Source organism: Thiomicrospira sp. R3 (genome assembly GCF_029581415.1).
Classification (GTDB): Bacteria; Pseudomonadota; Gammaproteobacteria; order Thiomicrospirales; family Thiomicrospiraceae; genus Thiomicrospira.
The window spans coordinates 1,238,978-1,265,442 of sequence record NZ_CP121121.1 but is presented as its reverse complement, the minus strand read 5'-3'; the positions used below and the strand labels follow the sequence as shown (position 1 = coordinate 1,265,442).

Annotated in this window: 26 protein-coding genes and 1 tRNA gene; 17 read left to right on the top strand and 10 right to left on the bottom strand. The window is 44.8% G+C overall.

What is annotated here, in order from left to right; translation table 11 throughout:
• The first annotated feature begins 140 nt into the window (after positions 1-140).
• The 3 genes from P8S55_RS06365 to P8S55_RS06355 are packed head-to-tail and all read left to right on the top strand — an operon-like array spanning position 141 to position 3,350.
• The gene (locus P8S55_RS06365) at positions 141-2,165 is read left to right on the top strand and encodes a TonB-dependent receptor domain-containing protein (RefSeq protein ID WP_289223399.1); all 2,025 of its coding nucleotides are present in this window, start codon (positions 141-143) and stop codon (positions 2,163-2,165) included.
• Positions 2,166-2,200: 35 nt separating this feature from the next.
• A complete protein-coding gene (locus P8S55_RS06360) occupies positions 2,201-2,821 on the top strand; it encodes an SCO family protein (protein ID WP_289223398.1) in 621 nt (206 codons plus the stop codon).
• 19 nt (positions 2,822-2,840) lie between these two features.
• Positions 2,841-3,350, top strand: a complete 510-nt coding sequence (locus P8S55_RS06355; protein ID WP_289223397.1) for a copper chaperone PCu(A)C — start codon at positions 2,841-2,843, stop codon at positions 3,348-3,350.
• Between the two features lie 9 nt (positions 3,351-3,359).
• Here P8S55_RS06355 and P8S55_RS06350 read toward each other — a convergent pair whose 3' ends face one another.
• The gene (locus P8S55_RS06350; RefSeq protein ID WP_289223396.1) at positions 3,360-3,671 is read right to left on the bottom strand and encodes a YqfO family protein; all 312 of its coding nucleotides are present in this window, start codon (positions 3,669-3,671) and stop codon (positions 3,360-3,362) included.
• Positions 3,672-3,775: 104 nt separating this feature from the next.
• Positions 3,776-5,665: a SurA N-terminal domain-containing protein gene (locus P8S55_RS06345; RefSeq protein WP_289223395.1), complete on the bottom strand. Its 1,890-nt coding sequence runs from the start codon at positions 5,663-5,665 to the stop codon at positions 3,776-3,778.
• Between the two features lie 151 nt (positions 5,666-5,816).
• Here P8S55_RS06345 and P8S55_RS06340 point away from each other — a divergent pair, with 151 nt between their 5' ends.
• The gene (locus P8S55_RS06340) at positions 5,817-6,176 is read left to right on the top strand and encodes a response regulator (protein WP_289223394.1); all 360 of its coding nucleotides are present in this window, start codon (positions 5,817-5,819) and stop codon (positions 6,174-6,176) included.
• A gap of 95 nt (positions 6,177-6,271) precedes the next feature.
• Here P8S55_RS06340 and P8S55_RS06335 read toward each other — a convergent pair whose 3' ends face one another.
• The 3 genes from P8S55_RS06335 to lgt are packed head-to-tail and all read right to left on the bottom strand — an operon-like array spanning position 6,272 to position 8,431.
• Entirely contained in the window at positions 6,272-6,790 is a 519-nt protein-coding gene (locus P8S55_RS06335; RefSeq protein ID WP_289223393.1) for a dihydrofolate reductase, read from the bottom strand.
• The gene (locus P8S55_RS06330) at positions 6,787-7,620 is read right to left on the bottom strand and encodes a thymidylate synthase (protein WP_289223392.1); all 834 of its coding nucleotides are present in this window, start codon (positions 7,618-7,620) and stop codon (positions 6,787-6,789) included. The genes P8S55_RS06335 and P8S55_RS06330 overlap by 4 nt, the downstream gene beginning before the upstream one ends.
• A 1-nt stretch (position 7,621) precedes the next feature.
• Positions 7,622-8,431 carry a prolipoprotein diacylglyceryl transferase gene (lgt, locus tag P8S55_RS06325; RefSeq protein ID WP_289223391.1) on the bottom strand — a complete coding sequence of 270 codons (810 nt, stop codon included), beginning with the start codon at positions 8,429-8,431 and terminating at the stop codon, positions 7,622-7,624.
• 157 nt (positions 8,432-8,588) lie between these two features.
• Between lgt and P8S55_RS06320 the strand changes: the two genes are divergently transcribed.
• From P8S55_RS06320 to P8S55_RS06290, 7 genes are all read left to right on the top strand, one after another.
• Positions 8,589-9,815, top strand: a complete 1,227-nt coding sequence (locus P8S55_RS06320; protein ID WP_289223390.1) for a metallophosphoesterase family protein — start codon at positions 8,589-8,591, stop codon at positions 9,813-9,815.
• Entirely contained in the window at positions 9,784-10,092 is a 309-nt protein-coding gene (locus tag P8S55_RS06315; RefSeq protein WP_289223389.1) for an amphi-Trp domain-containing protein, read from the top strand. The genes P8S55_RS06320 and P8S55_RS06315 overlap by 32 nt, the downstream gene beginning before the upstream one ends.
• Positions 10,093-10,094: 2 nt before the next feature.
• A complete protein-coding gene (locus P8S55_RS06310) occupies positions 10,095-11,705 on the top strand; it encodes a phosphotransferase (RefSeq protein WP_289223388.1) in 1,611 nt (536 codons plus the stop codon).
• Positions 11,698-12,591 (top strand): GAK system ATP-grasp enzyme, encoded by an 894-nt coding sequence (locus P8S55_RS06305; protein WP_289223387.1) that lies wholly within the window; start codon positions 11,698-11,700, stop codon positions 12,589-12,591. The genes P8S55_RS06310 and P8S55_RS06305 overlap by 8 nt, the downstream gene beginning before the upstream one ends.
• Before the next feature lie 6 nt (positions 12,592-12,597).
• A complete protein-coding gene (locus P8S55_RS06300; RefSeq protein ID WP_289223386.1) occupies positions 12,598-13,707 on the top strand; it encodes an HprK-related kinase B in 1,110 nt (369 codons plus the stop codon).
• 79 nt (positions 13,708-13,786) lie between these two features.
• Positions 13,787-13,863, top strand: a tRNA-Arg gene (locus P8S55_RS06295).
• Positions 13,864-13,969: 106 nt separating this feature from the next.
• Positions 13,970-14,767, top strand: coding sequence for a hypothetical protein (locus tag P8S55_RS06290; protein WP_289223385.1), 798 nt, complete (start codon positions 13,970-13,972; stop codon positions 14,765-14,767).
• A 335-nt stretch (positions 14,768-15,102) separates the two neighbouring features.
• On the opposite strand, the gene P8S55_RS06285 is transcribed toward P8S55_RS06290, so the two are convergent.
• The 3 genes from P8S55_RS06285 to folM form a co-directional block, all read right to left on the bottom strand.
• Positions 15,103-15,726 (bottom strand): OmpA family protein, encoded by a 624-nt coding sequence (locus tag P8S55_RS06285; RefSeq protein WP_289223384.1) that lies wholly within the window; start codon positions 15,724-15,726, stop codon positions 15,103-15,105.
• 87 nt (positions 15,727-15,813) lie between these two features.
• Entirely contained in the window at positions 15,814-18,378 is a 2,565-nt protein-coding gene (locus P8S55_RS06280) for a methyl-accepting chemotaxis protein (RefSeq protein WP_289223383.1), read from the bottom strand.
• 149 nt (positions 18,379-18,527) lie between these two features.
• On the bottom strand, positions 18,528-19,232 hold the full coding sequence (gene folM / locus P8S55_RS06275; RefSeq protein WP_289223382.1) for a dihydromonapterin reductase: 705 nt from the start codon (positions 19,230-19,232) through the stop codon (positions 18,528-18,530).
• A gap of 73 nt (positions 19,233-19,305) precedes the next feature.
• Here folM and P8S55_RS06270 point away from each other — a divergent pair, with 73 nt between their 5' ends.
• The 4 genes from P8S55_RS06270 (at position 19,306) to P8S55_RS06255 (ending at position 24,320) form a co-directional block, all read left to right on the top strand.
• On the top strand, positions 19,306-20,163 hold the full coding sequence (locus P8S55_RS06270) for a TIGR01777 family oxidoreductase (protein ID WP_289223381.1): 858 nt from the start codon (positions 19,306-19,308) through the stop codon (positions 20,161-20,163).
• Between the two features lie 15 nt (positions 20,164-20,178).
• Positions 20,179-21,051 carry a bifunctional DNA-formamidopyrimidine glycosylase/DNA-(apurinic or apyrimidinic site) lyase gene (mutM, locus tag P8S55_RS06265; protein ID WP_289223380.1) on the top strand — a complete coding sequence of 291 codons (873 nt, stop codon included), beginning with the start codon at positions 20,179-20,181 and terminating at the stop codon, positions 21,049-21,051.
• Positions 21,052-21,123: 72 nt separating this feature from the next.
• The gene (locus P8S55_RS06260; protein ID WP_289223379.1) at positions 21,124-21,573 is read left to right on the top strand and encodes a hypothetical protein; all 450 of its coding nucleotides are present in this window, start codon (positions 21,124-21,126) and stop codon (positions 21,571-21,573) included.
• Positions 21,574-21,581: 8 nt separating this feature from the next.
• Positions 21,582-24,320, top strand: a complete 2,739-nt coding sequence (locus P8S55_RS06255) for a cation-translocating P-type ATPase (RefSeq protein ID WP_289223378.1) — start codon at positions 21,582-21,584, stop codon at positions 24,318-24,320.
• Between the two features lie 30 nt (positions 24,321-24,350).
• Here the strand turns inward: P8S55_RS06255 and coaD are convergent, their stop codons facing one another.
• Complete coding sequence (gene coaD, locus P8S55_RS06250; protein ID WP_289223377.1) at positions 24,351-24,830, bottom strand: pantetheine-phosphate adenylyltransferase; 480 nt, start codon at positions 24,828-24,830, stop codon at positions 24,351-24,353.
• Complete coding sequence (rsmD, locus tag P8S55_RS06245; RefSeq protein WP_289223376.1) at positions 24,827-25,480, bottom strand: 16S rRNA (guanine(966)-N(2))-methyltransferase RsmD; 654 nt, start codon at positions 25,478-25,480, stop codon at positions 24,827-24,829. Before rsmD ends, coaD begins: the two co-directional genes overlap by 4 nt.
• 124 nt (positions 25,481-25,604) lie before the next feature.
• Between rsmD and coaE the strand changes: the two genes are divergently transcribed.
• Positions 25,605-26,216 (top strand): dephospho-CoA kinase, encoded by a 612-nt coding sequence (gene coaE, locus P8S55_RS06240; RefSeq protein WP_289223375.1) that lies wholly within the window; start codon positions 25,605-25,607, stop codon positions 26,214-26,216.
• Positions 26,217-26,220: 4 nt separating this feature from the next.
• The gene (locus tag P8S55_RS06235; protein ID WP_289223374.1) at positions 26,221-26,409 is read left to right on the top strand and encodes a DUF6722 family protein; all 189 of its coding nucleotides are present in this window, start codon (positions 26,221-26,223) and stop codon (positions 26,407-26,409) included.
• The last annotated feature ends 56 nt before the right edge of the window (positions 26,410-26,465 follow it).

Sequence of the window (26,465 nt, the reverse complement as noted above, 5' to 3'; positions counted from 1 at the left end):
TCACCCTTAAAACCTCCTTATCCGAGATGACCAGGCCTGGTCATCTCCCCCAGCCTCATATCTCAATACTTTCTCAATACTCCTGATCACTGCTATCGCTAAAATGAAGTTTATTTTTTAATCACTCATGGAGCCTGAGCATGTCAACCCCATCAAAACTAAATATCGCGATTCTATCGATCCTTGCCAGCGGTGGTGTCGCTGCCAATAGTCCATTGCTCCCAATTGAAGTCATCGCTGAACAAGCTAGCGCAACAAGCCAACCAATAGAAAAAGTGCTTGAGACCAGTGGTAATACTGAATCAGGCGCGGCCCTGCGTCAATTCTCAGGTGTAGACGCTCAGCGTTTAGGTGGACATGGCTTAGATATTTTGATTCGTGGTCAAGGCCAATCAGCCGTTAATATATTAATCGATGGTGGCAAAATTGAAGGTGGCTGCCCGAACCGCATGGATCCACCTACCTCCTATACCGAACTGGCAAGCTTTGATAAGATTACCATCATTAAAGGTGTACAATCTTTGCAATATGGCGTAGGTGGAACGGGCGGTACCGTTTTATTAGAACGCACCAAACCTCATTTTGAGCCGGGTAAGTCTTACCAGGGTAAGGTTCATGCAACGACCAACTCGAACGGTTTAACCCAAGATATCGGCGCACAACTGATTGCAGGCGGTGAACAAGGTTATATTCGCTTACAAGGCACCTATAAGGATGCAGATAGCTATAAGGACGGCAATGGTAAGAAGGTTAGCTCAAGCTATCAAACAACCCAAGGCCACATTGATTTAGGCTGGACACCTACCAATGACCACCACATTAAACTTTCGCACGAACAGGTCAGCACCTCTGACGCATTGTTCCAAGGTGCCGGCATGGATGCACCCAAGTCTGATGGCCGCATGACACGTTTAGGCTATGAAGGAAACAATTTTTCCGGCTTAATTAACGCTGTAGACCTGCAACTTTACCACTCCGAAGTAGAGCATGTGATGGACAACTATAGCTTACGTGCCAATAGTGGAACACGCAGCGAAGTGCCCACCGAAGTGACCACCCAGGGGGGGAAACTTAAATTAACGACTCTGCTTGGTGCAACCCAATTTGATTATGGCCTAATGTTACAGACCATTGAAAAACAAGCTACACTATTTAATCGCACTAACAATCAGTCACAATTTTTAATGTGGCCCAATACCTCCACCGAACAGAACAGCCTGTTTATTGAAGCGAATACCGCGCTTTCAGCCAGTCAAAATATGATTTATGGCTTGCGCGTAGATAGTGTAACGGCTCAAGCAAAAGATGCGAATAAAGCGCCGGACAATACGTCAATGGCACCCCAACCTAGAACACCGGTCGATCGTTACGCCGCCGCTAATCAAAACTATTCCGGCAACACTAAAATCACCGAAACTAACTGGAACGGCTTGATACGTTACCAGCAGCAACTTAACAATACACTCGATTGGTTTGGTGGTTTAAGTCTAACCAGCCGCACCGCCGATGAAACCGAGCGTTTTATGGCGCGGGCGGATTGGACAGGTAACCCAGATTTAAAACCCGAAAAACATCTTCAATTTGATCTTGGACTCAACCATAGCAGCCAAAACTTAAATTGGTCAGCCAATACCTATTTTGATCGTGTTAGCGATTATATTTTGAGTGATCGTGCGGCTAACCAAGCCCACTTAACCCATACAGGTCAAGGTTATGTCAATATCGACGCCCAAATCTATGGCGCTGAATTTGACATGGATTATCGTCTCAACCAGGCCTGGTTATTAAGCGGTCATGTCGCTTATACTCAAGGTAAAAACACAACGGATAATCGCCGCTTGAGTAATATCGCGCCACTGAACGCACAATTGAGTGCACAGTATGACCAACAAAGCTGGTATGCAGCGGCGCGCGCCAACCTAGCGACTAAGCAAACCCAGGTTAATAGCGCGTATGGTGAAGGTGAAACCGCCGCTTGGCAAACCTTAGATGTTTATGGCGGCTATCAAATTAACAAAATCTTTATGCTCCAAGCCGGTGTCGATAATTTAATGGATAAAGCCTACTTTAATCATGTAAACCGTACCGACCCAACAACGGGCAATGTATTTAAAGTGATGGAGCCAGGTCGAAATATTTGGGCTCGTTTAGAAGCGAAGTTCTAGTAGAATAGTGCTATTAATTAGCTTGGAGACTAACCATGCCGCAACATAAGCTCAATCGCTCTTTTTTATTATTAACGCTTGCTTTTGGTGTATTCTTAGCCGGCAGCTATGCATTAATTTACGTGCTTAAACCCACATCGGACACCCACCCCAGTGCGAATAGAATCAGTTTAGAGTCGCCACCTGGTGGCGACTTCACCCTAACATCACCTAACGGTGAAGTATCTCTTTCGGACTTTAAAGGCAAGTTGGTGCTGATTTATTTTGGCTACACCTTCTGCCCTGACATCTGCCCAACCAATTTAGGTAATCTATCCGTTGCCTATCGCCAGATTTCTCAATCCCAGAGGGATAATCTAGTAATTCTATTTATTTCAGTAGATCCAGAACGTGATAGCCCTCAACGCTTGCAACAATACGCCGATTACTTTGATTCCAATATCATTGGCCTAACCAGCACCCCTGAAGTCATTGCTGAAGTAGCAAGACGTTATGGTGCGGTGTATGAACGCGTGGATGATGGCAGTGAAAACTATGCCGTTGACCACTCTGCCTTTACCTATGTCGTTGATCAAAACGGTGTTCTGCGTGAACAATTACCCCACACACACGGCCCTGAACAGTTTTTAGATGTTATTAACCGCTACCTTAACTAACCTCTACAAGGATAACACCATGAATACAACCCTAAACAAAACACTGCGCCTAACCGGGCTGGCTTTGGCTGGCTTAATGAGCTTTTCAGTACAGGCTAACCAAGCCAAACAACTGCAAGTAGACAATCCATTTGTGCGCGAAATGCCACCCGTCGCGCCTGCCACTGCCGCGTTTATGACCCTAATTAACGCAGGAGACCAACCGATTGCCGTGGTACGAGCGGATTCAGATGCAGCTAAAACCGTCGAATTACATACACATATAGATGATAACGGTGTGATGCGGATGCGTGAGATTCCAGAAATCAGCGTGCCTGCCATCGGACAGACTGAACTTAAACCCGGTGGACTCCATGTGATGCTTATTGGCCCCACACGTGCATTAACTGAAGGCGATATTGTCGATATCAAACTGATCATGCAAGATGGCTCAGAAAAAATGATCCAAGCTCCAGTACGTAAAATCATGGGAATGGGAATGAACAGACCCGCTGGCAGTGGTCAAGGCATGATGCATAAGCACCACTAAATTAAAACCTTAATAACGCTCCAGCTTCACCACTTCATAAGCAGGTTCCTCGTAAGGATGGGTGGCTTTTAATGCCCCCACCGCCTGCTTTATTAAGGCTTGTTCAACCAACACCTCTACCCTATACTCCTCAACCCGTTCCAACAAATCCTGCTGCCCTATATAGGGTTGACTGCCAACACAAGGCTTAAACTGCCCCATCCCAAGGGTTTGCCAGGCGCACTGTTCATAATGCCCTAATCGGCCAGCGCCCACCTCAAATACGGCCTGCTTGGTTAATTCCAACGCCTCAGACGGTACAAAATAAATTAATTTAAACATCGCTATCCTTTTAACAGATTGTTCACAAATTATGGGCTGGTTTTGACTAACAAAAAAGGCCGCATAAGCGGCCTTGGATTAGCTTGTCCTGCTAGCCCTTTTGACTAATTAAGTCGATTAAACGCAGGCTTGATATCAATTTTAGCCTCTGAACGAAGCACGGCTAAACGAGCATCAATCTCAGCTGTAATATAAATGCCGGTTAAGGCTTGTGATAACTCAGCCATTTGCGCTTTACGATCTTCATCATCCACCACATCAACCTGACTAACACGGACTAATAGCGTATCACCCATTAGCGATTGAGTCCGCGTCCAGCTGGCCTGATCGGCTAAAGGTTTTTGGGCTTTAAATGCAGCCGATACAATCTGCGGCAAGACCTGCTGACTTTGACGCTCAACCCAGCCAACGGGATGCCATTCAACGCCTGCCAACTCAATATTTGCTGGATCAGCACCGGCTTCAATTTTAGCCATCACTTCATCCGCTAACTCGGCTGACCTAGCCACCGCTACTTCACGCATTAGTCGCGTTGCAATTTGCGGCTCAACCGACTCAAAGCTATCTAAAAACTCTGGTTTATAGTCTTTAACACGTAACACCATGGATGTACCAGAATCCAACTCAATCACCGCTGAGTTCAAACGAGCACTGAACACATCATCAGAAAAAACAGCCTCTAATACACGGCGCTGACTAAACCAACTTGAGCCACCTTCACGGCCAAATGCCGCTGAGGTTTGAACCTCACCCCCAACTAAATCTAACAGCGGCTCTAGGCTGTCGGGCTGCTCGTAAGCCAGGGTATTGACCGATTCAAGCAAACCATAATAGGCTGCTTGCGCTTTTTCAATTCGCAATTGCTGAGCAACATCCTTCTCAACCTGATCGAACTCAAGTGTTTGTGGCTCACGGATGTCCGTTAAATAAATCAAATGCCAACCAAAGTCAGTCGCGACAATGTCACTCACTTGATCAACTTCCATTGAAAAAACAGCCTGGTCAAACTCAGGCACCATCATACCCTGCTCAAAGAAATCAAGATCACCGCCATTAGCGGCAGAACCGGGATCTTGTGAGTATTGCTCAGCTAATTTCGCAAACGTTACCCCTTGCGCCAACTGATTTTGAATTTCGGCGAACGCCTCTAGCGCGGCCTGCTCATCACCACGAATTAAAATATGACTCGCGCGGCGCATTTCCGGCTGGGTGAATAAACCTATATTAAGCTGATAGAAATCACGTTTTTCCGCGTCACTTACCTCAGTATACGCCACTAAATCACGCATGGAAAAAGTAATATAATCCACCACTACTTTTTCAGGAACAATAAACAAGTCCTGATTGGCCTGATAAAAATCACGTTTTTGTTGATCACTAATTTCAATTTGATCATTAAAAATGCGCTGATCTAATCGAACATAATCAATATAACGGCGTTGGTTTTGTAATTGATACAGATGCTCAAGTTCACTTTCGGTCACAAACATCGACCCAGCGGTTAAATTACGGTACTGTTGTTCAAGCAAAAACTGGCGCTGCTCGATTTCAAAACCAGCAATCGTCAAACCATTGCGCATTAACAACTCTTCGTAGGCGCGTTTGGAAAAACGCCCATTCTCTTGAAACACCCCAGCATTCTGAATCACCGCAGCCAACTGAGCGTCTGAAATCACCAACCCCTTACGTGCAGCCCATTGCTTGATTATTTGGCTTTCAATAAGCGCATCCAAAACCTGATTACGCAAGACCTCATCTTCAACAACCTGATCATACATGTCACCAAATTGCTGTTGCAAACGCATACGCTGGCGATTATACATCTGCAAGAACTCTGTAGCGGTAACCTTTTCCCCATTTACCTCTGCTATCACCACCGTCCTATCGCCCGTTGCATACTGATCAATACCCCACAAAGCAAAAGGGACAATCAAGATAATGACAATAGCCCAAGCTAACCAACCTTGAACCTTTTCACGAATTGCTAGTAACATCCCACGCACCCTTCCATCAAAAAATTAATCACCTTATGATACCAAGCTGATGGACGCAATGCATAAAAATTTGAATTTCTTCAAGCTTATTCACTCAGTTAACATAAAATAAAGACTTTGAACATTACAACAACCCGTTAATGGACCTAAAATGAAAAAAATACTCTATGTAGATGACGCCAACTCGCTAAGACAATTAATAGAAATGGTATTGGGAAAAGAGTACGCTTTGCAAACCGCCGAAAATGGGGCGCTAGGTTTAGCCAAGGCTAAATCGGAGCAATTTGATCTAGTGATTTCCGATGTCAATATGCCTGAAATGAATGGGCTTGAACTGTTGGGCGCTTTACGTGAAACTGAAAACTATAAATATACACCCATATTAATGCTTACCACCGAAGCCAGCCCAGACATGAAACAACAGGGTAAAAACCTAGGGGCAACGGGTTGGATTATCAAACCCTTTAATCCTGATAAGTTAATTCGCTTAATTGAACGGGTTATAAATTAAAAAACCGATTCGACGTCACTTATTCACTATTAACCAAGCGGTTATTATCCGAAACCAAGGACTTTCGCTAGAACAAATGAAAATATATCTGCACGCTAACCACGCCGTTGATATTCGACAAAATCAAAGGCATAACAATGATTTTCGTCAGCGACGTGAGCTTTACGTGACACCTCTAACCAGGCCTGCTTATCTAGCTGCGGGAAAAATGCATCACCCTGCGGCTCAGCATTCACCTCTGTAATGAGCAAACGATCCACTTTATCAACCCACTGGGCATAAATTTGTGCGCCTCCCATAATAACAATCTCAGGCGCGTCGCTCACTGACTCAATCGCTTTTTCTACTGAATTAAAAACCACACTACCCGCTGCGCTAAAATCTGGATTGCGACTAATGACTAGATTGGGGCGATTGGGTAAGGCGCGTGCACCTATTGATTCAAAGGTTTTTCGCCCCATAATAACGGGCTTATTTAAGGTCTGGGCTTTAAAGTACTTTAAATCATCTGGCAAATGCCAAGGCATTTTATTATTTAAACCAATCATTCTATTTTTTGCCATTGCAACAATCATCATTAACGTTGGTTTTAACAGCGGTTTTTGAATCGTCATACAGATACCTGGGCTTTAATATGCGGATGCGATTGATAGTTTACTATTTCAAAATCGTCAAATTGATAATCAAAAATCGATTCGGGTTTACGTTTAATCACCAGGCCTGGTAGGGGTAATGGCGCGCGTGTTAGTTGAAGCTTGGTTTGCTCCAATGTATTGTTATACAAATGCACATCGCCCCCCGTCCAAATAAATTCGCCCACCTCATAACCAGTTTGCTGTGCAATCATATGCACCAACAACGCATAACTCGCAATATTAAACGGCACGCCTAAAAAGGTATCCGCCGAACGCTGATACAGCTGACAAGACAATCGGTTATTTGCGACATAAAACTGGAAAAAGGCATGACAGGTCGCCAGAGCCATTTTGCCATTTTCTACATTCGCCTGTGGGCTGATTGTTTCGTCTGGCAAATCTGCTGGATTCCAGGCGGTGACAAGCATACGACGACTATTTGGATTAGTTTTCAGGGTATCAATCACTTGTTGAATCTGGTTAATGACCCCACCATTCGGACTTTGCCAAGCCACCCACTGTTTACCATATAACGGCCCTAAATCACCCGATTCGGTGGCCCACTCATCCCAAATACGCACTTGATTATCTTTGAGGTATTGTATATTCGTGTCCCCAGTTAAAAACCAAAGTAACTCATGAATAATCGAGCGTAAATGCAGCTTTTTAGTGGTCACGAGCGGAAAGCCCTGCTGTAAATCAAACCGCATTTGATACCCAAAAACCGACAGGGTACCCGTACCTGTACGGTCACCTTTTTGCACACCGTGATCTAAAAGATGCTGCAATAAATCTAAATACTGTTTCATATCATTTTGCCTCCTTGCTAACAAGATGGAACTGCTTGTAAGCCCAAACCATTAAACCCACACCGATAACAATCATAGGTAAAGATAAAACCATACCCATCGTTAGCCAATCGCCCACAAGGTAACCAATATGCGCATCTGGTGCGCGAAAAAATTCAGCGACGATGCGAACTACACCATAAGCGGCCAAAAACAAGCCCGCTACCGAGCCGCTTGGGCGCGGTTTTGACGAATACCACCAAAGCAAAACAAACAGCACCAAGCCTTCGAGCAGCGCCTGTAATAACTGGGTGGGGTATTTTTGCACCAGTTCACCCACAACCGGGTCATACACCCACATCCCCAACGGCGAGTCGGTAACCTTACCCCATAACTCGCCATTAATAAAATTACCAATCCGCCCACTAAACAAACCAATCGTTACTAAGGGGGCTACAAAATCGGCCACACTAAACAGGCTCAAGCCCACTTTACGTGCAAACAAAAACATACCTAAAGTCACGCCCAACAAACCGCCATGAAACGACATCCCCCCTTGCCAAACCATCACCAAGGAAAGAGGATTAGCCAGAAACCCTGCAAAATCATAAAATAGCACATAGCCCATACGCCCACCCAGAACCACACCGAGCGCACAATAAAACAACAGGTCGCCGACCTTATCTTTATCCCAGATAGCCGACGATTGTGCACGGTAAAGGCCCAGTAACCAAGCGGCACCAAAGCCGATCACATACATTAAACCGTACCAGTGAATTGCAATAGGACCCAGCGCTAAAGCAACGGGATCAATGATTGGGTAACTCCACATAAAATATCCATTTCCAATAAATAATGCCGCTATTTTAACCGAGATTGACAGACATTCTTGAGCGCTTTTAGTAAATTTAATCCGCGCAAGTCATACCGCTGTAATAATCCGAAACTAAACTGCCTAACATTAAAAACAACCAGGCCTGGTTAAACTTATGACTAATCAAACACTCCAAACACACCTATGGCGACCGGCTATCCTGCCGCACCTGCCGTATCAAAAATGGCAAGCACCCGCGCAAGATACGGCGTTTTTCTGCGACCTTCACGCAGATGCCCAGGCTTTTTTACGCTCACTGAAACAAGCAGGCCTGATAACACACGACCTGCCGCACCAACCGCTCCGGCTTACCCTTAAAGGCTTAAAAACCCGCATTATTATTGGTGGAGATTGTTTTGACAAAGGGCCAAGCACCCTCGCGTTGCTAAGGCTAATCAATAACCTACTGACGCTTAAACCCGACACAATCTTATTAGCTGGCAACCACGATGTTCGATTTTTAGCCGGCCTGCTTGCACTGAAAAAAACCCACGACCCGCTACAAAGCCATTTTTTTGGGCGCATGGGAAAAAAAGCGATTATGTTGTTTGCCGAAATTTATCAAGAAAAAGGCGAACACCCCAACCCACAGCACCAAGCGCATTTTGTTGATGAACAGTGGATGAAATCTTTTAAAAAATCCGCAAAAAAACACCTAACCAAAAAATACATAAAAACTGAAATCTCTCAATTGCTTGTCAAACAGCATAGTATGAAAAAAGCGTGGCTAAAACGCTTTGATAACACCCAGCAACTTAATCACGCGATAAGTTGGGCACATGAGCTATTTTTAAAACCAGATGGCGAATTCTATAACTTTTTTAAAAGCCTAAAGCTCGTGCATACAGAAGGTAGCTTTCTATTTAGCCATGCAGGCATAGATGACCAATTAGCGAATTTAATTCACCAAGGACAACTTGAAAAAATTAATCTAATTTTCCAACAAAAACTTCATCAATCCCAATTGTTTGACCTCTATTATGGTGCACTAGGCAATGCATTTCGTACCAAGTACCGTAACTATGACTGGCCTTTTACCGCAAAAGGCGCTCAACACCTAAAGGCCAAACATATTTTTGCTTTGGTCAACGGACATCGCCATCACCTTAACGGCCAACAACTACTAGTGAAAAATGGATTACTTAACTTTGAATGCGATACCCAGCTAAACTGCCACTGTCGTTCAAAAGAAGGGATGCAAATCCCTGGCTGGAGCGTTACAATCTTCCATCAAGATGGGAGCGTCAGCGCGCGTAGCAGTGATCATTCGCACCTCAATGTGTTTCAACCTTACAACTGGATTGACTATCATGGCCAAAACAATACATACCTTCGAGCATGAATCGTTACAAGACAAAGATGCGATCATTAACTATCTCGCCGTCGTTTCCGAAGGCTTTGCCAAAGGGCAGCTCCAACTCACCAACGAAGAGGATAATGTGACCTTGACGCCTCAAGGATTAGCACGGCTTAAAATTAAAGCCAAGCAGGCTAAAAACCACCAAGAAATCCGCATCACCTTAGCATGGTCCGCTGAACAGGCCGGAGAAACCGAGGCCGAGCCCCGCCTAAAAATGAAAGCCGGTAAAGCTAAACAAAAAAAGCAGAAAAAAGACTAATTATGCCCCAGGCACTCCATCAACCCGATGCGCTGAGTTTTTTAATACTAGAAATTCGCAAACAACTGCGACTCGTTGAACGCTTTCTCCAAACCGGTGAATTACGTTATGCCTCCAGCAGCTTAAAACGCCGTGACTATATTGATAACTACCACATTCAACTCGTCAATCGACTGCAACAGGTTCCAGCTGAACACTTTTACAGCCTTAACCACCTAAGCTACAGTTTGCGGGCGTTTTCCCATCGGCTTGATGACTTTATATTCCATAGTCGCCAACTTAAACAGTTTAAATGGATTCAACGCAAACAAATTTTTCAAAGCTTTAGTGAATTACTAGAAGGGCTTGATACCATAGAAAGTGCAATGGCTGACCCTAACCTCCAAGCGGCTCTTAAACTTTGCCGAAGAAAAATTCAGCTAGACAGCCATGCCGATGTCTTGCGTAAAAAGCTGGCCAAATTAGCCAATAACAAACACCAAAACGAAGACCTGCTACAAGCCAGCTTTATTATTCACGACCTCAGCAAACTTAGTGAATCCTTACTCCATATTGGCGAAGCGATTATTTCTGAAAAAATGGGCCAACCGATTGAAATTCAACGTTATCGCTCACTGGAAGCGACCCTGACCCAGCTTAAACTCAACACGGATGACCTCAGCATTCACTCCCTCGGTGAAACCAAGTCCGGATGCCTCATTTCGGGGGTAAAAAACCAAGATGATGACGAAGATAAAATTATCGCGGTCTTCAAACAAGGTGACCAAACTAAACTCAAAGAAGAAAAACAAGGTATTCAACGCTGGCAAAAAAAATACCCTGGCATTGCCCCCAAGCTCTACTCCTACCATCGCTCCGGTGACAAGGCCGCTTTGTTGTATGAATACCTAGAAGGCGACACCCTTGATAGCCTGCTAATCAAACAACAGCATGAAAAAACAAACTGCGCGCTTGATGCCCTTTTTGCGCTGCTACCCAAAATCTGGCAAGACACCCAAATTGACAGCCCCGTAGCCGCCAGCTTTATGCAGCAACTTAAAAAACGTTTACCCGACATTTATCAGGTTCACCCTGAATTTGAAGTAAGCCAAAGTCAAATTGGAGAATTAAAACAAGAACGTCTAGAAACCTTAATTAAACAGGCCGCAGAACGAGAAGCAGGCCTGGTTGTCCCTATGGCAGTCTATATTCATGGTGACTTTAATCTTGACAATATTTTGTTTGACAGCCAAACTCAAACCATCAACTTTATTGACCTCCACCGCTCCGACTACCTTGATTATGTTCAAGACTTATCGGTTCTGATGGTATCGCACTATCGCCTAATGAATTTCGATCCAGGCGTGCGCAAACAACTTGCACTGAGCATGGATCGTATTTATGATTTTGGCGCAGATTATGCCCAACAAAACCAAGACCACCACTTTCACCTGCGCTTAGCTCTAGGCTTAGCGCGGTCTTTTTTAACCTCTACACGTTTTGTATTGGATCAAACCCATGCTAAATCTATGCACTTTCGTGGTCGTTATTTACTTGAAACTATCACTCAATTAACTGACAATCCCCAAGATTTATTAACGTATCGTATTTCAAAGGAACTCTTCCGTGACTGATTTAAAAATAGGTGTGGTTGGCATTGAAGGCAAATGGTCAACCGAAGTCCTCGCCGAGGCGATTGAACAACGTACGGGGTTTCGGCTGGTCATTGATATTGAACAAGTCGTCGCCAACCTCGCCGATAAAAAAGTGCTGTATAAAGGGTTTAACCTTTGTGAACTTGATGCGATAATTATCAAGAAAATATCGCAAACCTACAGCCCAGCCATTTTAGATCGGCTCGAAATCTTAAGATTTGTTGAATCCTGTCAATGCCAAATCTTTTCGCCACCCGAATCGATTATTCGGTTAGTCGACAGAATGGCCTGCACCGTTAGCCTTGCGCAGGCCGATATACCCATGCCACCAACCATTATCACCGAAGATATTAACGCCGCCCTAAACGCTGTGCATCAATTTGATGAAGCCATACTTAAACCCCTTTTTTCCACCAAAGCGACTGGCATGGAGCTAATCAAAGCCAAACAGGGCGATAAAAAACTACTTAGCCAACTCAGTACCTACCATCAAAAACATGGTTTTTACTATATCCAGAAAAAACTAACCCTACCTGGGCATGACCTCGGACTGATGTTTTTAGGTGGCCAATATCAAGGCGCTTACGCCCGTGTATCAAGCTCAACCAGCTGGAACACCACCATTGCCAATGGTGGAAAATACGCAGCGGCCTATCCTTCTGATGACATCATTGCCATGGCGGCCAAGGCGCAAGCCTTATTCAAACTCGATTTTACCACCGTCGATATAGCCGAAACGGAGCAAGGGCCAGTGTGTTTTGAAGTATCGGCCTTTGGTGGCTTTAAAGGAGCGAAAGAAGGCTTGGGGATTAATATTGCAGAGAAATATGCGGACTATGTTATCGCCAAGATTACAGGCAATTAACCCACTATGACTTCAAGTTTATACACACTACAAACCCTAATAAACAAAACACCCACCCACGCACCAGGCCTGGTGGTCAACCTTGATAGCTGGTCTATTACCGTGCAATCAAACTCGCGTGCACTACTGGAGGTTTTAGCTGATTATTTTGGTGATTTGGCTTTATTCAGCACACAAGCCCCACAAGATAGCCAAACGCTCTTAGCGCTCCACTTCGACCAAACCTATGAACTTGAAGCACTCTACCGCCTAGCCTTTAAAGACTGGCAACGTGAACTCGGAAAAACAGGCCGCAAAGAAGCCGTCCATGACTTTCAAAACCATCTGGGTCAACCTCAACGACTGGTTCACAAAGTCAAAACGGGTCTCGTATTGTGGCAAAACGCACAAACGCTTGCTGCCTTTGGCGATCTCAACACCCACCCTAACCAGGTAATTAACTTCATCCTTAGCCAAAACCTCAACCACTGGCAAAACCAAGGCTGGCTTTTAGGCCACTGCGCAGCACTGCAACTCAACGATCAACGAGGTATTGCGATTGCAGGCGTGTCAGGGGGAGGAAAGTCCACCCTAATGCTTAAACTGCTTGAACAGGCGCAAGGATTTATCAGCAATGATCGGATTTTAATGCACGCACAAGACAACCGCGTTTTGATGCGCGGGATTCCAAAACAACCTCGCATTAACCCCGGCACCATTGTCCACAACCCAAAGCTCCACCGATTAATTGAAAATCACCAACCCTATCTCTCCATGCCCGAAAACCAACTTCGCGCACTTGAAGAAAAATACGATGCGCCCATCCAACAACTTTATCCAGCAGTTAAACGTCAAGCCATTGCACCCCTTGACCAACTCTACCTACTTAACTGGCAGCTAGACAGCGCTCAAACACCCACCCTAAGCCAGGTTGATTTAAACCAGCGTGAAGACTTGCTGCAAGGCATAATAAAATCGCCGGGTGTTTTTTACCAAAAAGCGGATCAATCCTTTCAAAAAAACGGCCAAAGCCCAAACATACAAGACTATCAACACCTACTTCAACACACCCAGGTCTTTGAGATAACCGGCAAGCTCGATTTCCAAACCGCATACACTAAAATTATTAACCAATAAAATGCACTAAAAGAGAAATAAACTAAAAGACTTCACACACTCAAGCCAAACCCTTATAATACAACCGATTTGCAAGCTTGCGCCCGTAGCTCAGCTGGATAGAGCGCTGCCCTCCGGAGGCAGAGGCCAGGGGTTCAAATCCCTTCGGGCGCACCATAATCTATACAATCTTAAGCTAACCTTATTTATAATCATTAAAAATGATCAACTTCATTACAAATAAACTGCTAGGATAGTCACTTGATAAACGGGAGGATTAACTTTGAATACTGAATTGGCGTTTCGTCTAAATGAGACAAGGCGTTTTTTAAAAGCGATCACCTTAAGCCCAGAAGGGCGAAAGTTTCTACTATCCCACGTATTTAATACCTTCTTATTGACCTTTGTGCTTATTACCAGCATTTTTCTTGTCCTTGTTACCTTGCATGAGGGGGTTCAATTTAGACGGCGTTCATTAGCTATAAGCTTTAGCATTTTATTCACTATGCTGATTCTGATTCCGATATTCACCATGCCTTTCTTTTCTTTTAAAGACATTACCAACAAGTTGAGCCGCCTAGTCTTTAAACGAGAGTTTTTTACCAGCCTAAGTACGCATGTGTTTTATCACCAATCGCGTAAAGGTGAAATTACCCTGCACTTAGCTAAAGCCCATTCCGTACTCACGGAAAAGTACCGTTTAGTAAAAAACTATCAAGCCAAGCCAGGTCGTAGAACTATTAGCAGGGACCTTGCACTGTCTATTTCTCGGTCGATTCGTGAAGCCGTTCGCTTATCAAAAGATTTTGTCAAACATGGTCGTTTAAAATCTGACCAAAAAATTGTTGGAGCCACCTACGGCTATCTATTTGGTGCAGCCAAAAGTAAGCTCAAACTTAACCGCATCGAACCTGGTTGGTTTAAACGCTATATTGGTACCCTTTTCTACCGATTTGGCGCGTTACACGCTGTTTTTATGTACTTTGTTATCAACGAAAAACTACCGCCCTCATTCGACCCTGTTTATTTTAATGCTAGGGTGGGTGATGTTATTGGCAACCCGTCTGCCGATCCATCTTAATCTCGAGCATCAATGAAACTACCTCGCAGAGTACGTCTGCTTTTAACCATGCATGCTCGAAAACCAGCAGCCTTATTATCAAGTGAAGCCACTAAAGTATAGTTTGATCCAAACGGTTTTACACTCTTGTCACAGCGATACGCTGCTCACAGACTTAATATCACTTGAGTAACAAAACTATCGTCTAGCCAAGTGTCAACTGTATGATATGCTTCCCCATACCCAGCAGGTTGAAACCATGGTTTTCCTGCAAAAGCAATCCTAAGCGTTTGACTTACATAGCACAAAAAAAAAGCGCACTTAATGTGCGCTTTTTTGAGCTTAAAATCTAAAGCTTACTTTTTAACTTCAACTTCTGCACGACGGTTTTTCTCACGGCCCTGCTCGGTGTCATTACTAGCTACTGGCTTATCGAACGCATAACCTTTTGATTCTATTTGCTTAGCTGGAACACCACGGAAAACTAGGTGTGCTTGTACTGCATTCGCACGATTTTTAGCCAAGGCTTCATTGTAAGCACGTGAACCCATAGTACAAGTATGGCCACTGATAACAACAGTTGCATTCGGATTCGCTTTAGCGAACTCGACAATCGCATCCAAATCACCTGATACACCGGTTCTTTGATCAAAGTTAGCGTTATCAAACTTGTAGTTAATCACTGACTTTTCTGGTAATACAATAGGCGCTGGCTCTGGCGCTGGCTTAGCGGGGGCAACAGGAACAACAGGCTTAGATTTTGCTACTTCCTTCACTTCCTCAATACCTTCACAGCGAGCAATAGCGGTATCCATAGACCAGTTAATGGTTCTTACACAGCCACCAAACCCATCACGAACCACATTACCATTGGTATCCCAAACATAACCTGGGTTTTGCTCGTGGGGGATTGAATTAGCATGCGCCGCATTTAAACCCATTAGACTTAACGTTGTAACAGCAACAATTGTTAGCTTCATCTTTAAACTCCTCAGTTCTGAATATACAAGCTTATAAACTCATTACCCATAATTATAAGCTATTTCTATCATTGGCAATGTTTTTTTTTAAAATTCCTGCCACTCATCACTATTTGATTTAGCCTCTTTAATCTGCGGCATGGGCTTTATTGATTTAACTGTATTTTTGGTTAATTTAGGAGCTGCTTTTGCTGCTATTTTTGCAGGACTCGCTGAACTGGACGTTTTGAAAAACCCCATATTACGACTTAGTTCATTCGCCTGTTCACTCATGGATTCAGAGGTAGCTGAAGTCTGCTCAACTAATGCCGCATTTTGTTGCGTTGCGCAATCAATATCCGAAATAGCTGAATGCACTTGAGACACGCCATCAGCTTGCTCTGCAGAGGCCTGGGCAATCTGATTAATCATTGCGCTAACCTCTTCGATAGAATGCGTGATAGCATCAAGGCGCTCACCGGAAGCGCTCGCAAGCTTAGTCCCTTCATCAATTCTACCAACACTCTCATTGATTAATTTTTTAATATCTTTTGCGGCTTCTGCTGATTTTTGTGCAAGCGCACGTACTTCACCCGCAACGACTGCAAACCCACGACCATGCTCACCAGCACGCGCCGCTTCAACTGCGGCATTCAATGCCAGCAAATTAGTCTGAAAAGCAATACCATCTATCAAAGAAACTATTTCAGATATCTTATGACTTGACTCTTGGATAGCCCCCATCGCAGCTATCGTTTGCTTCATCACTTTTTCACCCTGCTGAGCTTCTGCTTGCACACTGCCAGCCACCTTAGCTGCATTTTGGGCATTATCGGTATTATTTTGTACCGCTGAGTTCATTTGATCCATCGTTGCCGAGGTTTGCTCTAATGCTGCGGCCTGTTGCTGAACGCGCTCACTTAAGTCAAGCGATCCCTGGGAAACCTCCTTAGCGGCATTGTTCACTATATCTGCGGCTTGAACGGCTTGAGATACGATCTGTGCTAGTTTTGTTAACGAACTATTTACCGCATTTTTCAAACGCAGTAAATCACCCTCATAATCGCCGTTAATAAGCTGGGTTAAATCGCCTTCACTTTGTGCGACAACAATCCTGGTGATTTCTTTAATCGCCTCATCCAGCTGCTCCATAGATTCATTGATGCTATCTTTGAGTAACTTCATCTCACCTTTGGCTTGAGTTTGAACGCGGTGATTAAACTCACCCTGTGCCATCGCCTGCATCACACTATTAATTTCGGCAATAATTTCACTCATCTCATCCATAGTGGCTTGAGCGTTATTCATCATTTTCAGGTATTCACCCTTCGCTTCGCATTCAAGTTTGAGCTTGAATTCGCCGCGTTTCATGGCCTCCATTGTCCGTCCAAACTGAGTCATCACTTTAGCAATATTGTCGGCACTGGCATTCACACCCTGTTGCAACGTCTGAAGGTCTCCCACATACTGACCTTCTATCCGCTGATTAAAATCACCTTCGGCAATCGCAGAAACGGTTTTGTTTGCCCCCGTCAGTGCTTCACTTACATTTTCAAGCAGTTGATTGATCGCCAGCGATGTTTTACCCACTTCATCATTGGAACTAATGGATGCCCGTAAGCTAAAATCACCTGTCTTAATAATTTGTTCACTTAATAGCTGCACCCGTTGCAGTGGCTTAATAACCATGCGCCCTATCGCCAAGACCAAAGCAAAGGTTAATAAGAAAATACCAACAAGCACACTGGCAAGGGATAGCCATGCATTATTCATCGCCATTTGAATAGGCGCAAGATAACGCTGCTCATCCATGATGAAAAGGTGTCGACCTAAAACATTATTTTCTTCATCATACGCAGGGATATCGATCACCACCTTGCCATCTCTAACATAAACCGCGAGTTGATCATCGGCTTGCTCGGTATAACTGCGCGTAAAGAGTTTAACCGTTGCTTCATCAAACCAACGATTGTTCGCCAACACATAATTCTCACCAATCGCCGTATTCTCTTCCACAATACCCATGCCAGGATACTTTTCATTTAAATAGCGCTTATCCGTTAACAATACCCAATCAATATTCAAATTATGCTTAAAGTCATAAACCACTGAAGCTAGGTCTTGTAATAACGAAATCATCCCCAAGAATTCACCTTCATCCACCACAGGTGAAATGGCCATTACGCCCACGCCTCTCGCCCCAACACCCAAGGCTGCAAACGCTTGCTTTTCAGACATCGCACGCTGGATTAACGGACTGTTTGCTGCGCTTTGCCCATAATTATCAAGGTCCCAAGAGCGAACCAACATTCGACCATCAGCGGTTAATAAAATCGTTGCTATATTGTTAAAATTCGATTTAGAACGAAAGCCTTCACGAATACCGCCAAACAAATCGAGAACCTCGTCGCGATCTTCAACCACTAACGCCTCCATCACATTTCGCTGCAAAGTCATTGCCGTGGCCCCCATAATGCCACTTTGTACTTTAAGCTCTATGGCAGCGTTAATATGAACCTGCATTTCTTCTAACATCGCAGCTTCAACAGTCGACTGCACGGGCTTAACCGAGCTCAAGTACATCATTAGGCCCACAACAAGAGCAACGATCACTCCAACCGTTACCGCAATACCAATCACCTTGGTGTTCAACGACTGCGCATTTTTAAACATGATAAACTCCAATTAAGCATCGAATCTTTAATAAGTATAGCAATTAATAACCCCAAAACCCTATCAATAGAACTAATCACTGCACAGATTAAAGTAAAAACATTATTGTGCATAAAAAACATAAAAGTCGTGTATAAGTTGTTTACAGCTCAGGGCATCAAATTACGCCCGCCATCCAATCCAATCACCTGCCCTGTTAGATAGGGGTTGCTCATGATAAAATTCACGGTTTGCCAAACAACCTCTGGGCCAGGCTCAATCGGTATTAAGTTTTCCTTTAAGCGTTGCTGACGATACTCGGCATCATCCCCTTGATTAAACATAATCAAAGCAGGCGCAATATCATTCACCTTAACCTTTGAACCATAAGCGAGCGCAAACGACTTGGTCATGCTTTGCAGCGCGGCTTTAGAGGCTAAATAAGCCACTTGATGACCGCTACCCCGTGCAACTTTTGCATCACTGATCGAAATAATATCCGCGCCAGCCGACGCATTCAACGGATCAACTAACCCCCGATTTAACTGATAAGGCAACTCAACGTGTAAGCGCATCTGCTGTTCAAAACTAGTTGGCGCATCATCATCTAACCAAACAGACGCATTATGAATCAGGGCACGCAAACTGGTCACGCGCTGATTAACCTGTTCAATAAAACACGCAATCTCGCCAGGCTGATTAAAGTCAGCGCGAATGGCGATGCCCCCCTTAGCTTGCAGTGCCGCAACCCCTGACCGCTCAGTCCGGTAACTGAAAATAACAGGAAAGTCCGTGTGAGTTAAAAATTGGTTTGCCAAATAATAGCCAATACGCTGACCCGCTCCCGTGATAACAATTGCATTATTTAACCGCATAACACATCCTTAACTTTTGTATAATAATTGTAGAAAAAAATTTAATAATTTCACCCAATACAGGAAAAAAGCCATGAACATTCTACTCTTAGGCGGCACCGGCTTTGTAGGTCGCCACCTCGCAACGGCTTTACGCCAAGACGGTCACCAGGTAACCCAAGCGGGACGTACTGCGTTTCGCTCACTTGAACACCTGACCTCATTAACCACCAACCAACAGGTCATCGTTCAAATGAGTGGCGCTAATATCGGCCAACGTTGGAACCAAGCCTATAAAAAAGAACTATACACCAGCCGCATAGATACCACGGTATTATTGGCACGCGCACTCCAACAACTTGACAGCCCACCGCAACAAATTATTGCCGTGTCTGCGATTGGCATCTACCCCCAAAAACCCTGCGGCGAACCGGTTGACGAAAGCTGCAACCAAGTGGATACTGGATTTTTAGGCCAGCTTGGCCAAGCCTGGGAGCAGGCAAGTCAACAGCTTTTACCTTCGCCACTTATTATGCGCTTTGGTGTGGTGCTAGGGAAAGATGGCGGTGCGTTACAAAAAATGTTGCCTGCGTTTAAACTCGGACTCGGTGGCCCGGTCGCTAGTGGCGAACAATGTTTCAGCTGGGTGCATATTGATGACCTGATCGCCGGATTCAAATGGGCGATCAACCACCCTGAACAAACCGGCCCCATCAATATATCCGCACCCCACCCCCTCAAACAAAAAGACTTTGCTCGAGTGTTAGCCAAAACCTTGCATCGACCTTATGGCCTACCCATGCCAGAATTTATGTTAAAACTGATTTTTGGCGAAGGCACCCAGGTGCTCACTCATAGTAGCTGTGTCGTGCCGAAACGCTTGCAACAATCGGGTTTTGTGTTTCAATACCCAGATGCCCAATCCGCATTAGCACAGATTTTAACAAAATAGGTCAGTGACAACCTTATGCCAGAACTACCGGAAGTCGAAACCACCAAGCGCGGTATTGAGCCTTCGCTAAAAGGGCAAACGATCCAACAGATTATTGTCCGAAATACTCAACTACGCTGGCCCGTTGCAGCCGAGCTATGCGCGGTTCAACCAGGCCTGGTGATTAGTCGAGTTTTCCGCCGAGCCAAATACCTATTGCTCGAAACCCAATTCGGTCAAAGTCACGCCGGTCATATTATCATCCACCTAGGGATGTCAGGACACCTGCGCCTACTAGCCGCCCAGACCCCTGCACAAAAACATGACCATATTGATTTAATCCTCAAAAATGGTACTTGCCTGCGTTATCAAGACCCCCGCCGATTTGGCGCATGGCTTTGGACAGATAAAAACCCGTTGGATCATCCTTTACTGGCTAAATTGGCGCCAGAACCCCTAGCGGATGATTTCAATGCAAGCTATTTACACCGCGCCATTATCCAGCGAAATACCGCAATCAAAGCATTAATTATGAATAACCATTTTGTAGTCGGGGTCGGAAACATCTATGCCAATGAATCCTTGTTTCTTGCCGGCATCCATCCACTTCGGACAGCTAAAAGCTTAACCTATGCTGAATGCGATCAGCTGGTACGAATTATAAAGCAGGTTTTAGCTGCAGCGATTGAGCAAGGGGGCACCACCCTTAAAGACTTTATGTCACCTAGCGGGAAACCGGGCTATTTTGCACAAAAGCTCTATGTCTATGACCGTGCAAACCAGGCCTGCTTAGTGTGTCAAACACCGATAGAACGCGAAGTTCATTTCCAACGCGCAAGTTACCTTTGCCCCCATTGCCAACCGAATTTCCAGCCCAAATGTCACACCAAAACGGACGCGTCAATATAAATTTACCACTTAGTGCTTGCGGCTCACCTCATTGTAGCTTATGCTTTTACCAATGATTTTATTAGGGGTTTGATGATGCGTTTACTCGCTTTCACTTCGGTGGTATTTCTCAGCTTTATACTCGGTGGCTGTGGCGACAAATTTGAAGGCGATGTTTGGCCTATGGTCGAAAATTGCGATTTGCATCAGCAAACCTGCCACGCTCAATACGCTAACGCCAGCGCAAGCCTGACTCTCAATCCCCAACCTATTCCTATTGCCAAACCCTTGCAGGTTGAAGTGACATTACAAAACATAACAACAGATAAACTTAAGCTTGATATTTCCGGCATCAATATGTATATGGGTTACAATCGCGTGGTGTTACAAGCTGACGCAAACAACCCCAACCAATTCAAAGGTCAAACAATGCTCGCTTTCTGTACCAATGAAGTCATGTATTGGCAACTTACGCTGCTCGCTTATCAAGCTGATGGTCAAGTCACCCAAATTCCCTTCAAACTTGAAACCCGAAACCGCTGAGACTACTTATGTCCACCGAAAACATCAAACAACCCGCTTTTACCCAAGATATAAAAGCCCTAACACATGAATTTAAGACCGATGCCGAGCAAGGTTTAACGCAAACTGATGCCCAACAACGGCTCACTGAAGTGGGGCCTAACCAGCTCAGCCAAGCAAAAAATGTATCATCAATTCTGTTGTTTTTAAAACAGCTCAAAAACCCGCTACTTATTGTGCTGTTTTTTGGTGCGGTCTTGTCGTTTTATATTGAGCATTACGTTGATGCGGTTGCGATACTCGCTATCATACTGATTAACGCAACTATCAGCTTTGTCCAAGAATTTAAAGCGCAACGCTCGATGGATGCGCTACGTGATATGGCCGCACCCAAGTGCTGGGTAAAACGTGATGGTGAATGGCACCATATCACGGCTTCTGAATTGGTACCCGGTGACCTTATTAAACTTGAAACCGGTACCATTACCCCCGCTGATGCGCGTCTGGTCGAAAGCGTACAACTGCAAATTGATGAATCTGCACTGACAGGTGAATCCGAACCGGTACGCAAAAAAATAGAAAAACTCAATGATGAGCACCTTATTCTTGCGGACCAGGTGAATATGGTCTTTATGAGTACTGCGGTCACCCATGGCTACGGAACGGCTATCGTAACCGGCACAGGCATGAAAACCGAAGTAGGCCATATTGCCGAATTAATGGCTAGCACAGAACAACGCCTAACACCGCTGCAACTGCGCATCAAAAATATGTCGCATATTTTAATTTGGGCTGCTTTAATTATTGTGTCCTTTATTCTTGCCCTAGGCTTCTTCCAAGGCATGACATTTATCGACATGAGCAGCACCGGTATTTCGCTGGCTGTGGCGGCGATTCCCGAAGGCTTGCCGACTGTCGTCACGATTGTATTAACCCTCGGTGCCTACCAAATGATGCGCTCTAATGCACTGGCTAAACATTTAACATCGGTTGAAACCCTTGGCTCAACGTCTGTGATCTGTTCAGATAAAACTGGCACACTGACGCAAAATAAAATGCAAGTTAAGCAAATGTGGGTTGGAGGCGAAAAGTTCTTTTTAGATGGCACAGGTTATGAACCAAAAGGCCAGTTCTATAACCATGAAAAACAAGAAATTAACCCTCAACACCACGCACAATTAATCGATATGCTAAAAATGTCCGCATTGTGCAGCGATACACGTTTAGTAGAAAAAGACGGACACTACACCATTCATGGCCTACCCACCGAAGGCGCGATTGTCGTAGCGGCCGCTAAAGCGCAGATCACCAAAGAATCACTGCTGCAAGACATGGACATCGCACACAGTTTTCCGTTTGACTCCTCGCGTAAAATGATGAGTGTGATTGTTTATGACCAGAACAACCAGGCCTGGTTGTATGTAAAAGGCGCACCGGATGTGATAATGAGTCGTTGCGACCACATTATGGTTCAAGGTGAAAAACACACCTTTAATAAACATGAACAACAAGCACAAGGAGCGGTCGAACACTTCGCACAACACGCCTTACGCACCTTGGCCGTTGCCTGTCGTCCCTTGAGCGAAACCGATCTTGAAAACCCTGATATCGCTCTAGAAACCAAACTCACCCTTATGGGTATTTACGGCATAATTGACCCTCCCCGCCCTGAAGCAACCATTGCCGTTAAAGATTGTCATAGCGCAGGCATAGGTGTGGTGATGATTACCGGCGACCATGCTGAAACCGCACGCGCGATTGCTTTTCAAATGGGCATCGTAAAACAGGCGGATGCGCCTGTTATAACGGGGGCACAACTTAATGCGATGGATGAGCAAAGCCTATTTGACCAGGTTAAGGATGTGCGTATCTTTGCCCGTGTCACGCCTGAACACAAATTACGTATTGTGCGCGCTCTACAAGCGCACGGTGAAGTGGTCGCAATGACAGGCGATGGGGTGAACGATGCACCCGCGTTACGCACTGCAGATATTGGCGTAGCAATGGGCTTAAGCGGCACAGGTGTGGCCAAGGAATCTGCTGACCTAATTTTACTGGATGATAATTTTGCGACTATCGTCACTGCGGTACGCGAAGGCCGACGAATTTATGACAATATCCGCAAATTTATTCGCCAAGCTCTCACCGCTAACGTCAGTGAGGTTTCCGCGTTATTGTTTGCGTTTATTTTGATTTCATCTACTTTTGATGAAGCGGGCAATCTAGTGGTGCTATTAACCCTCGCACCGCTAATGATTCTTTGGGTCAATCTAGTCAGCGATGGTATTCCGGCGCTTGCGCTTGGAATTGATGGCGCTGAAAGCGATGTGATGAAACGCAAACCCCGCCCTGCGAATGAAAGTTTTTTTGCAAACCACCTAAGTCATCGAATCATTATTCGCGGCCTCGTTCTAGGCGCCTTAACCTATGCCGTGTTTAGCTATGCAATAGAGCAGGGTTTCAGTATGGAATATGCGCAAACCCTGGCATTTATGACCTTAATTTTTGGCCAGCTGTTTCATATTTTTGATGCTAGAACCTTTACAACTCTGTATGACCGCAACCCCTTTAACAACAAGGCGTTATTATGGGCAGTCGCTGGATCAGGTGCCTTATCCATTGCAATGATCTATTGGCCCTATGGACAACTAGTATTAGGAACCACCTCAGTGGGTTTTGATCATTTAATAACGGTGATCGCACTTTCAGCCTTGCCGACATTAATCTTGTCAGCGATTAAAAAGGCAGGAGGGGTTCGCTGGTTATAATCAGATAAGTAGGCTCTCGGTTAAAGCGATTTAAGCAAACTTAGCTTGAATCGCTTTCGCCACCTCTGGGTGGACAAATGCCGATATATCGCCTTTTAACGCTGCAATCTCACGAACAAGACTGGACGAAATATAGCTAAACTGTTCGGCAGGAGTCATAAACATGGTTTCTACATCCGGGGCTAACTTGCGATTCATTGAGGCCAATTGAAACTCATATTCAAAATCCGATACCGCCCGCAGCCCCCTCAAAATTACCTGACCTTGCTGTTGCCTGACAAACTCAACCAGCAAACAATCAAAACCAATCACCTCAACATTTGGATAATCCGCACAGGCGGCTTTTGCCAATTTAATTCGCTCGTCTAAACAAAACAACGGGGTTTTATTTCGATTATTCGCTACCCCAATAATCAAGCGATCATAAAACTGCGCCGCGCGTTTAATTAAGTCAGAATGACCGCAGGTAATCGGATCAAACGTGCCAGGGTAAATCGCCGTTATACTCATAGCTCTTCTCTATTTAGTTTATCCAATGGGCGCCATAGGCCGACGCGGGTTTGTGCGCTGGTTTTTTCCCTATAAAGTTCAAAGCCAGATAACCGAGCTGACCAGGCCAAGCTTTTTTCTTGCTCAATATACAACCAACTCGTCCGACCCTTTTCATTTGCATAGCTAAGCACATTTTTGTTGATTAAAACCTCAAGAAAAGGATCAACTAAACCTAAATAAAATGGTGGATCAATAAACACAATATCTAAAGCATCCAAGTAACTCGAACTCAGCACCAACTGAGACAACCAGGCCTGGCTGTCGGCATGAAATACCTGCGCATTGCGTGCATTAAGTAGCTGACTATTTGCCGTTAACTGGCGGACTACTTCTGCATTTTTATCAACAAACACCACCGAAGCCGCACCCCGTGACAAGGCCTCAAAACCTAACGCTCCCGTTCCTGCAAAGGCATCTAAACAACGAGCGCCCGGTAACTCAAACTGCAACCAATTAAATAAGGTTTCACGCATCCGATCGGAGGTTGGGCGCAAACCGCTTTGAGACACGACAGGCAGCTTGCGTCCACGCCACTCGCCGCCAATAATTCGAATTTCTCCCAAATCAGGGTCTGATTTCGACCTGTTAGTTTTTTTACCTTGCTTCATTTAGAATCGCCTAGCTCGCTATAATCAAGGCGCCTATTCTATCACGCTGTTAATTTCATGCTAATATTGGCTTCAATAAGCAAGACTCACTTTATAACAGATGAATTCAACTAGGGAGTAAGCAATGAAACCATCTAGCCAAATTATTGGCGTGACGGGCGGGATAGGCTGTGGAAAATCCGCCGTGTGTAACGTGTTTGAAAACCTAGGTTATCCGGTGATCGATACCGACCAGGTAGCGAAAAGATTGGCCGAACCCGAGCAACCAGGCCTGGTGGCGATGATTGAACTTTTAGGCAAGGATTATTTAACCCCTGAAGGCACACTAGATCGCAAAAAACTCGCCGATGCCTTTTTCAGCCAGCCCGAGCTTAAACAGCAAATTGAAGCGATTTTACATCCGCTGGTGCGCCAAACCGTGCGCCAACAGATTGAACAACTCAAGCCCCATCATCGGTTAATTTTTGTCGCCATTCCTGTGTTGAATCAAATTAATCAACCTGAATACCAAATCGACCATCTACTGCTGATTGAATGTGATGAACAACTACAAATCCAGCGCGTTCAACAACGCGATCAACGCAGCCTAGCGCAAATCCAACAGATCATCAAACAACAAGCGCCACGCCAACAACGCCAACAACGCGCCGACTCGATCCTCACCAACAACACCAGCCTACAAGACCTAGAACAAAAAGCCCTCGCTTGGCTTTCTACTAAGATTGCGTTAAGATAACATCATGAATCAAAACTTCAAAAACAAACTCGCCGACTACTTGCTCGACATTTCAAAACTGGTTTTTGCGGGTGTGGTTTTGACGACTATATTGGAATTTGACATGGCATCAAAATGGACAATCATTACCATTGGTTTTTATGCCAGTGGCATGATTGCGCTTTTTGGTTTCTTATTATTGGAGAATAAATAACATGGAAGCATTGGTTTTATTTAGTGGGCTAGCAATAGTTTCAACTATTGCTGTGG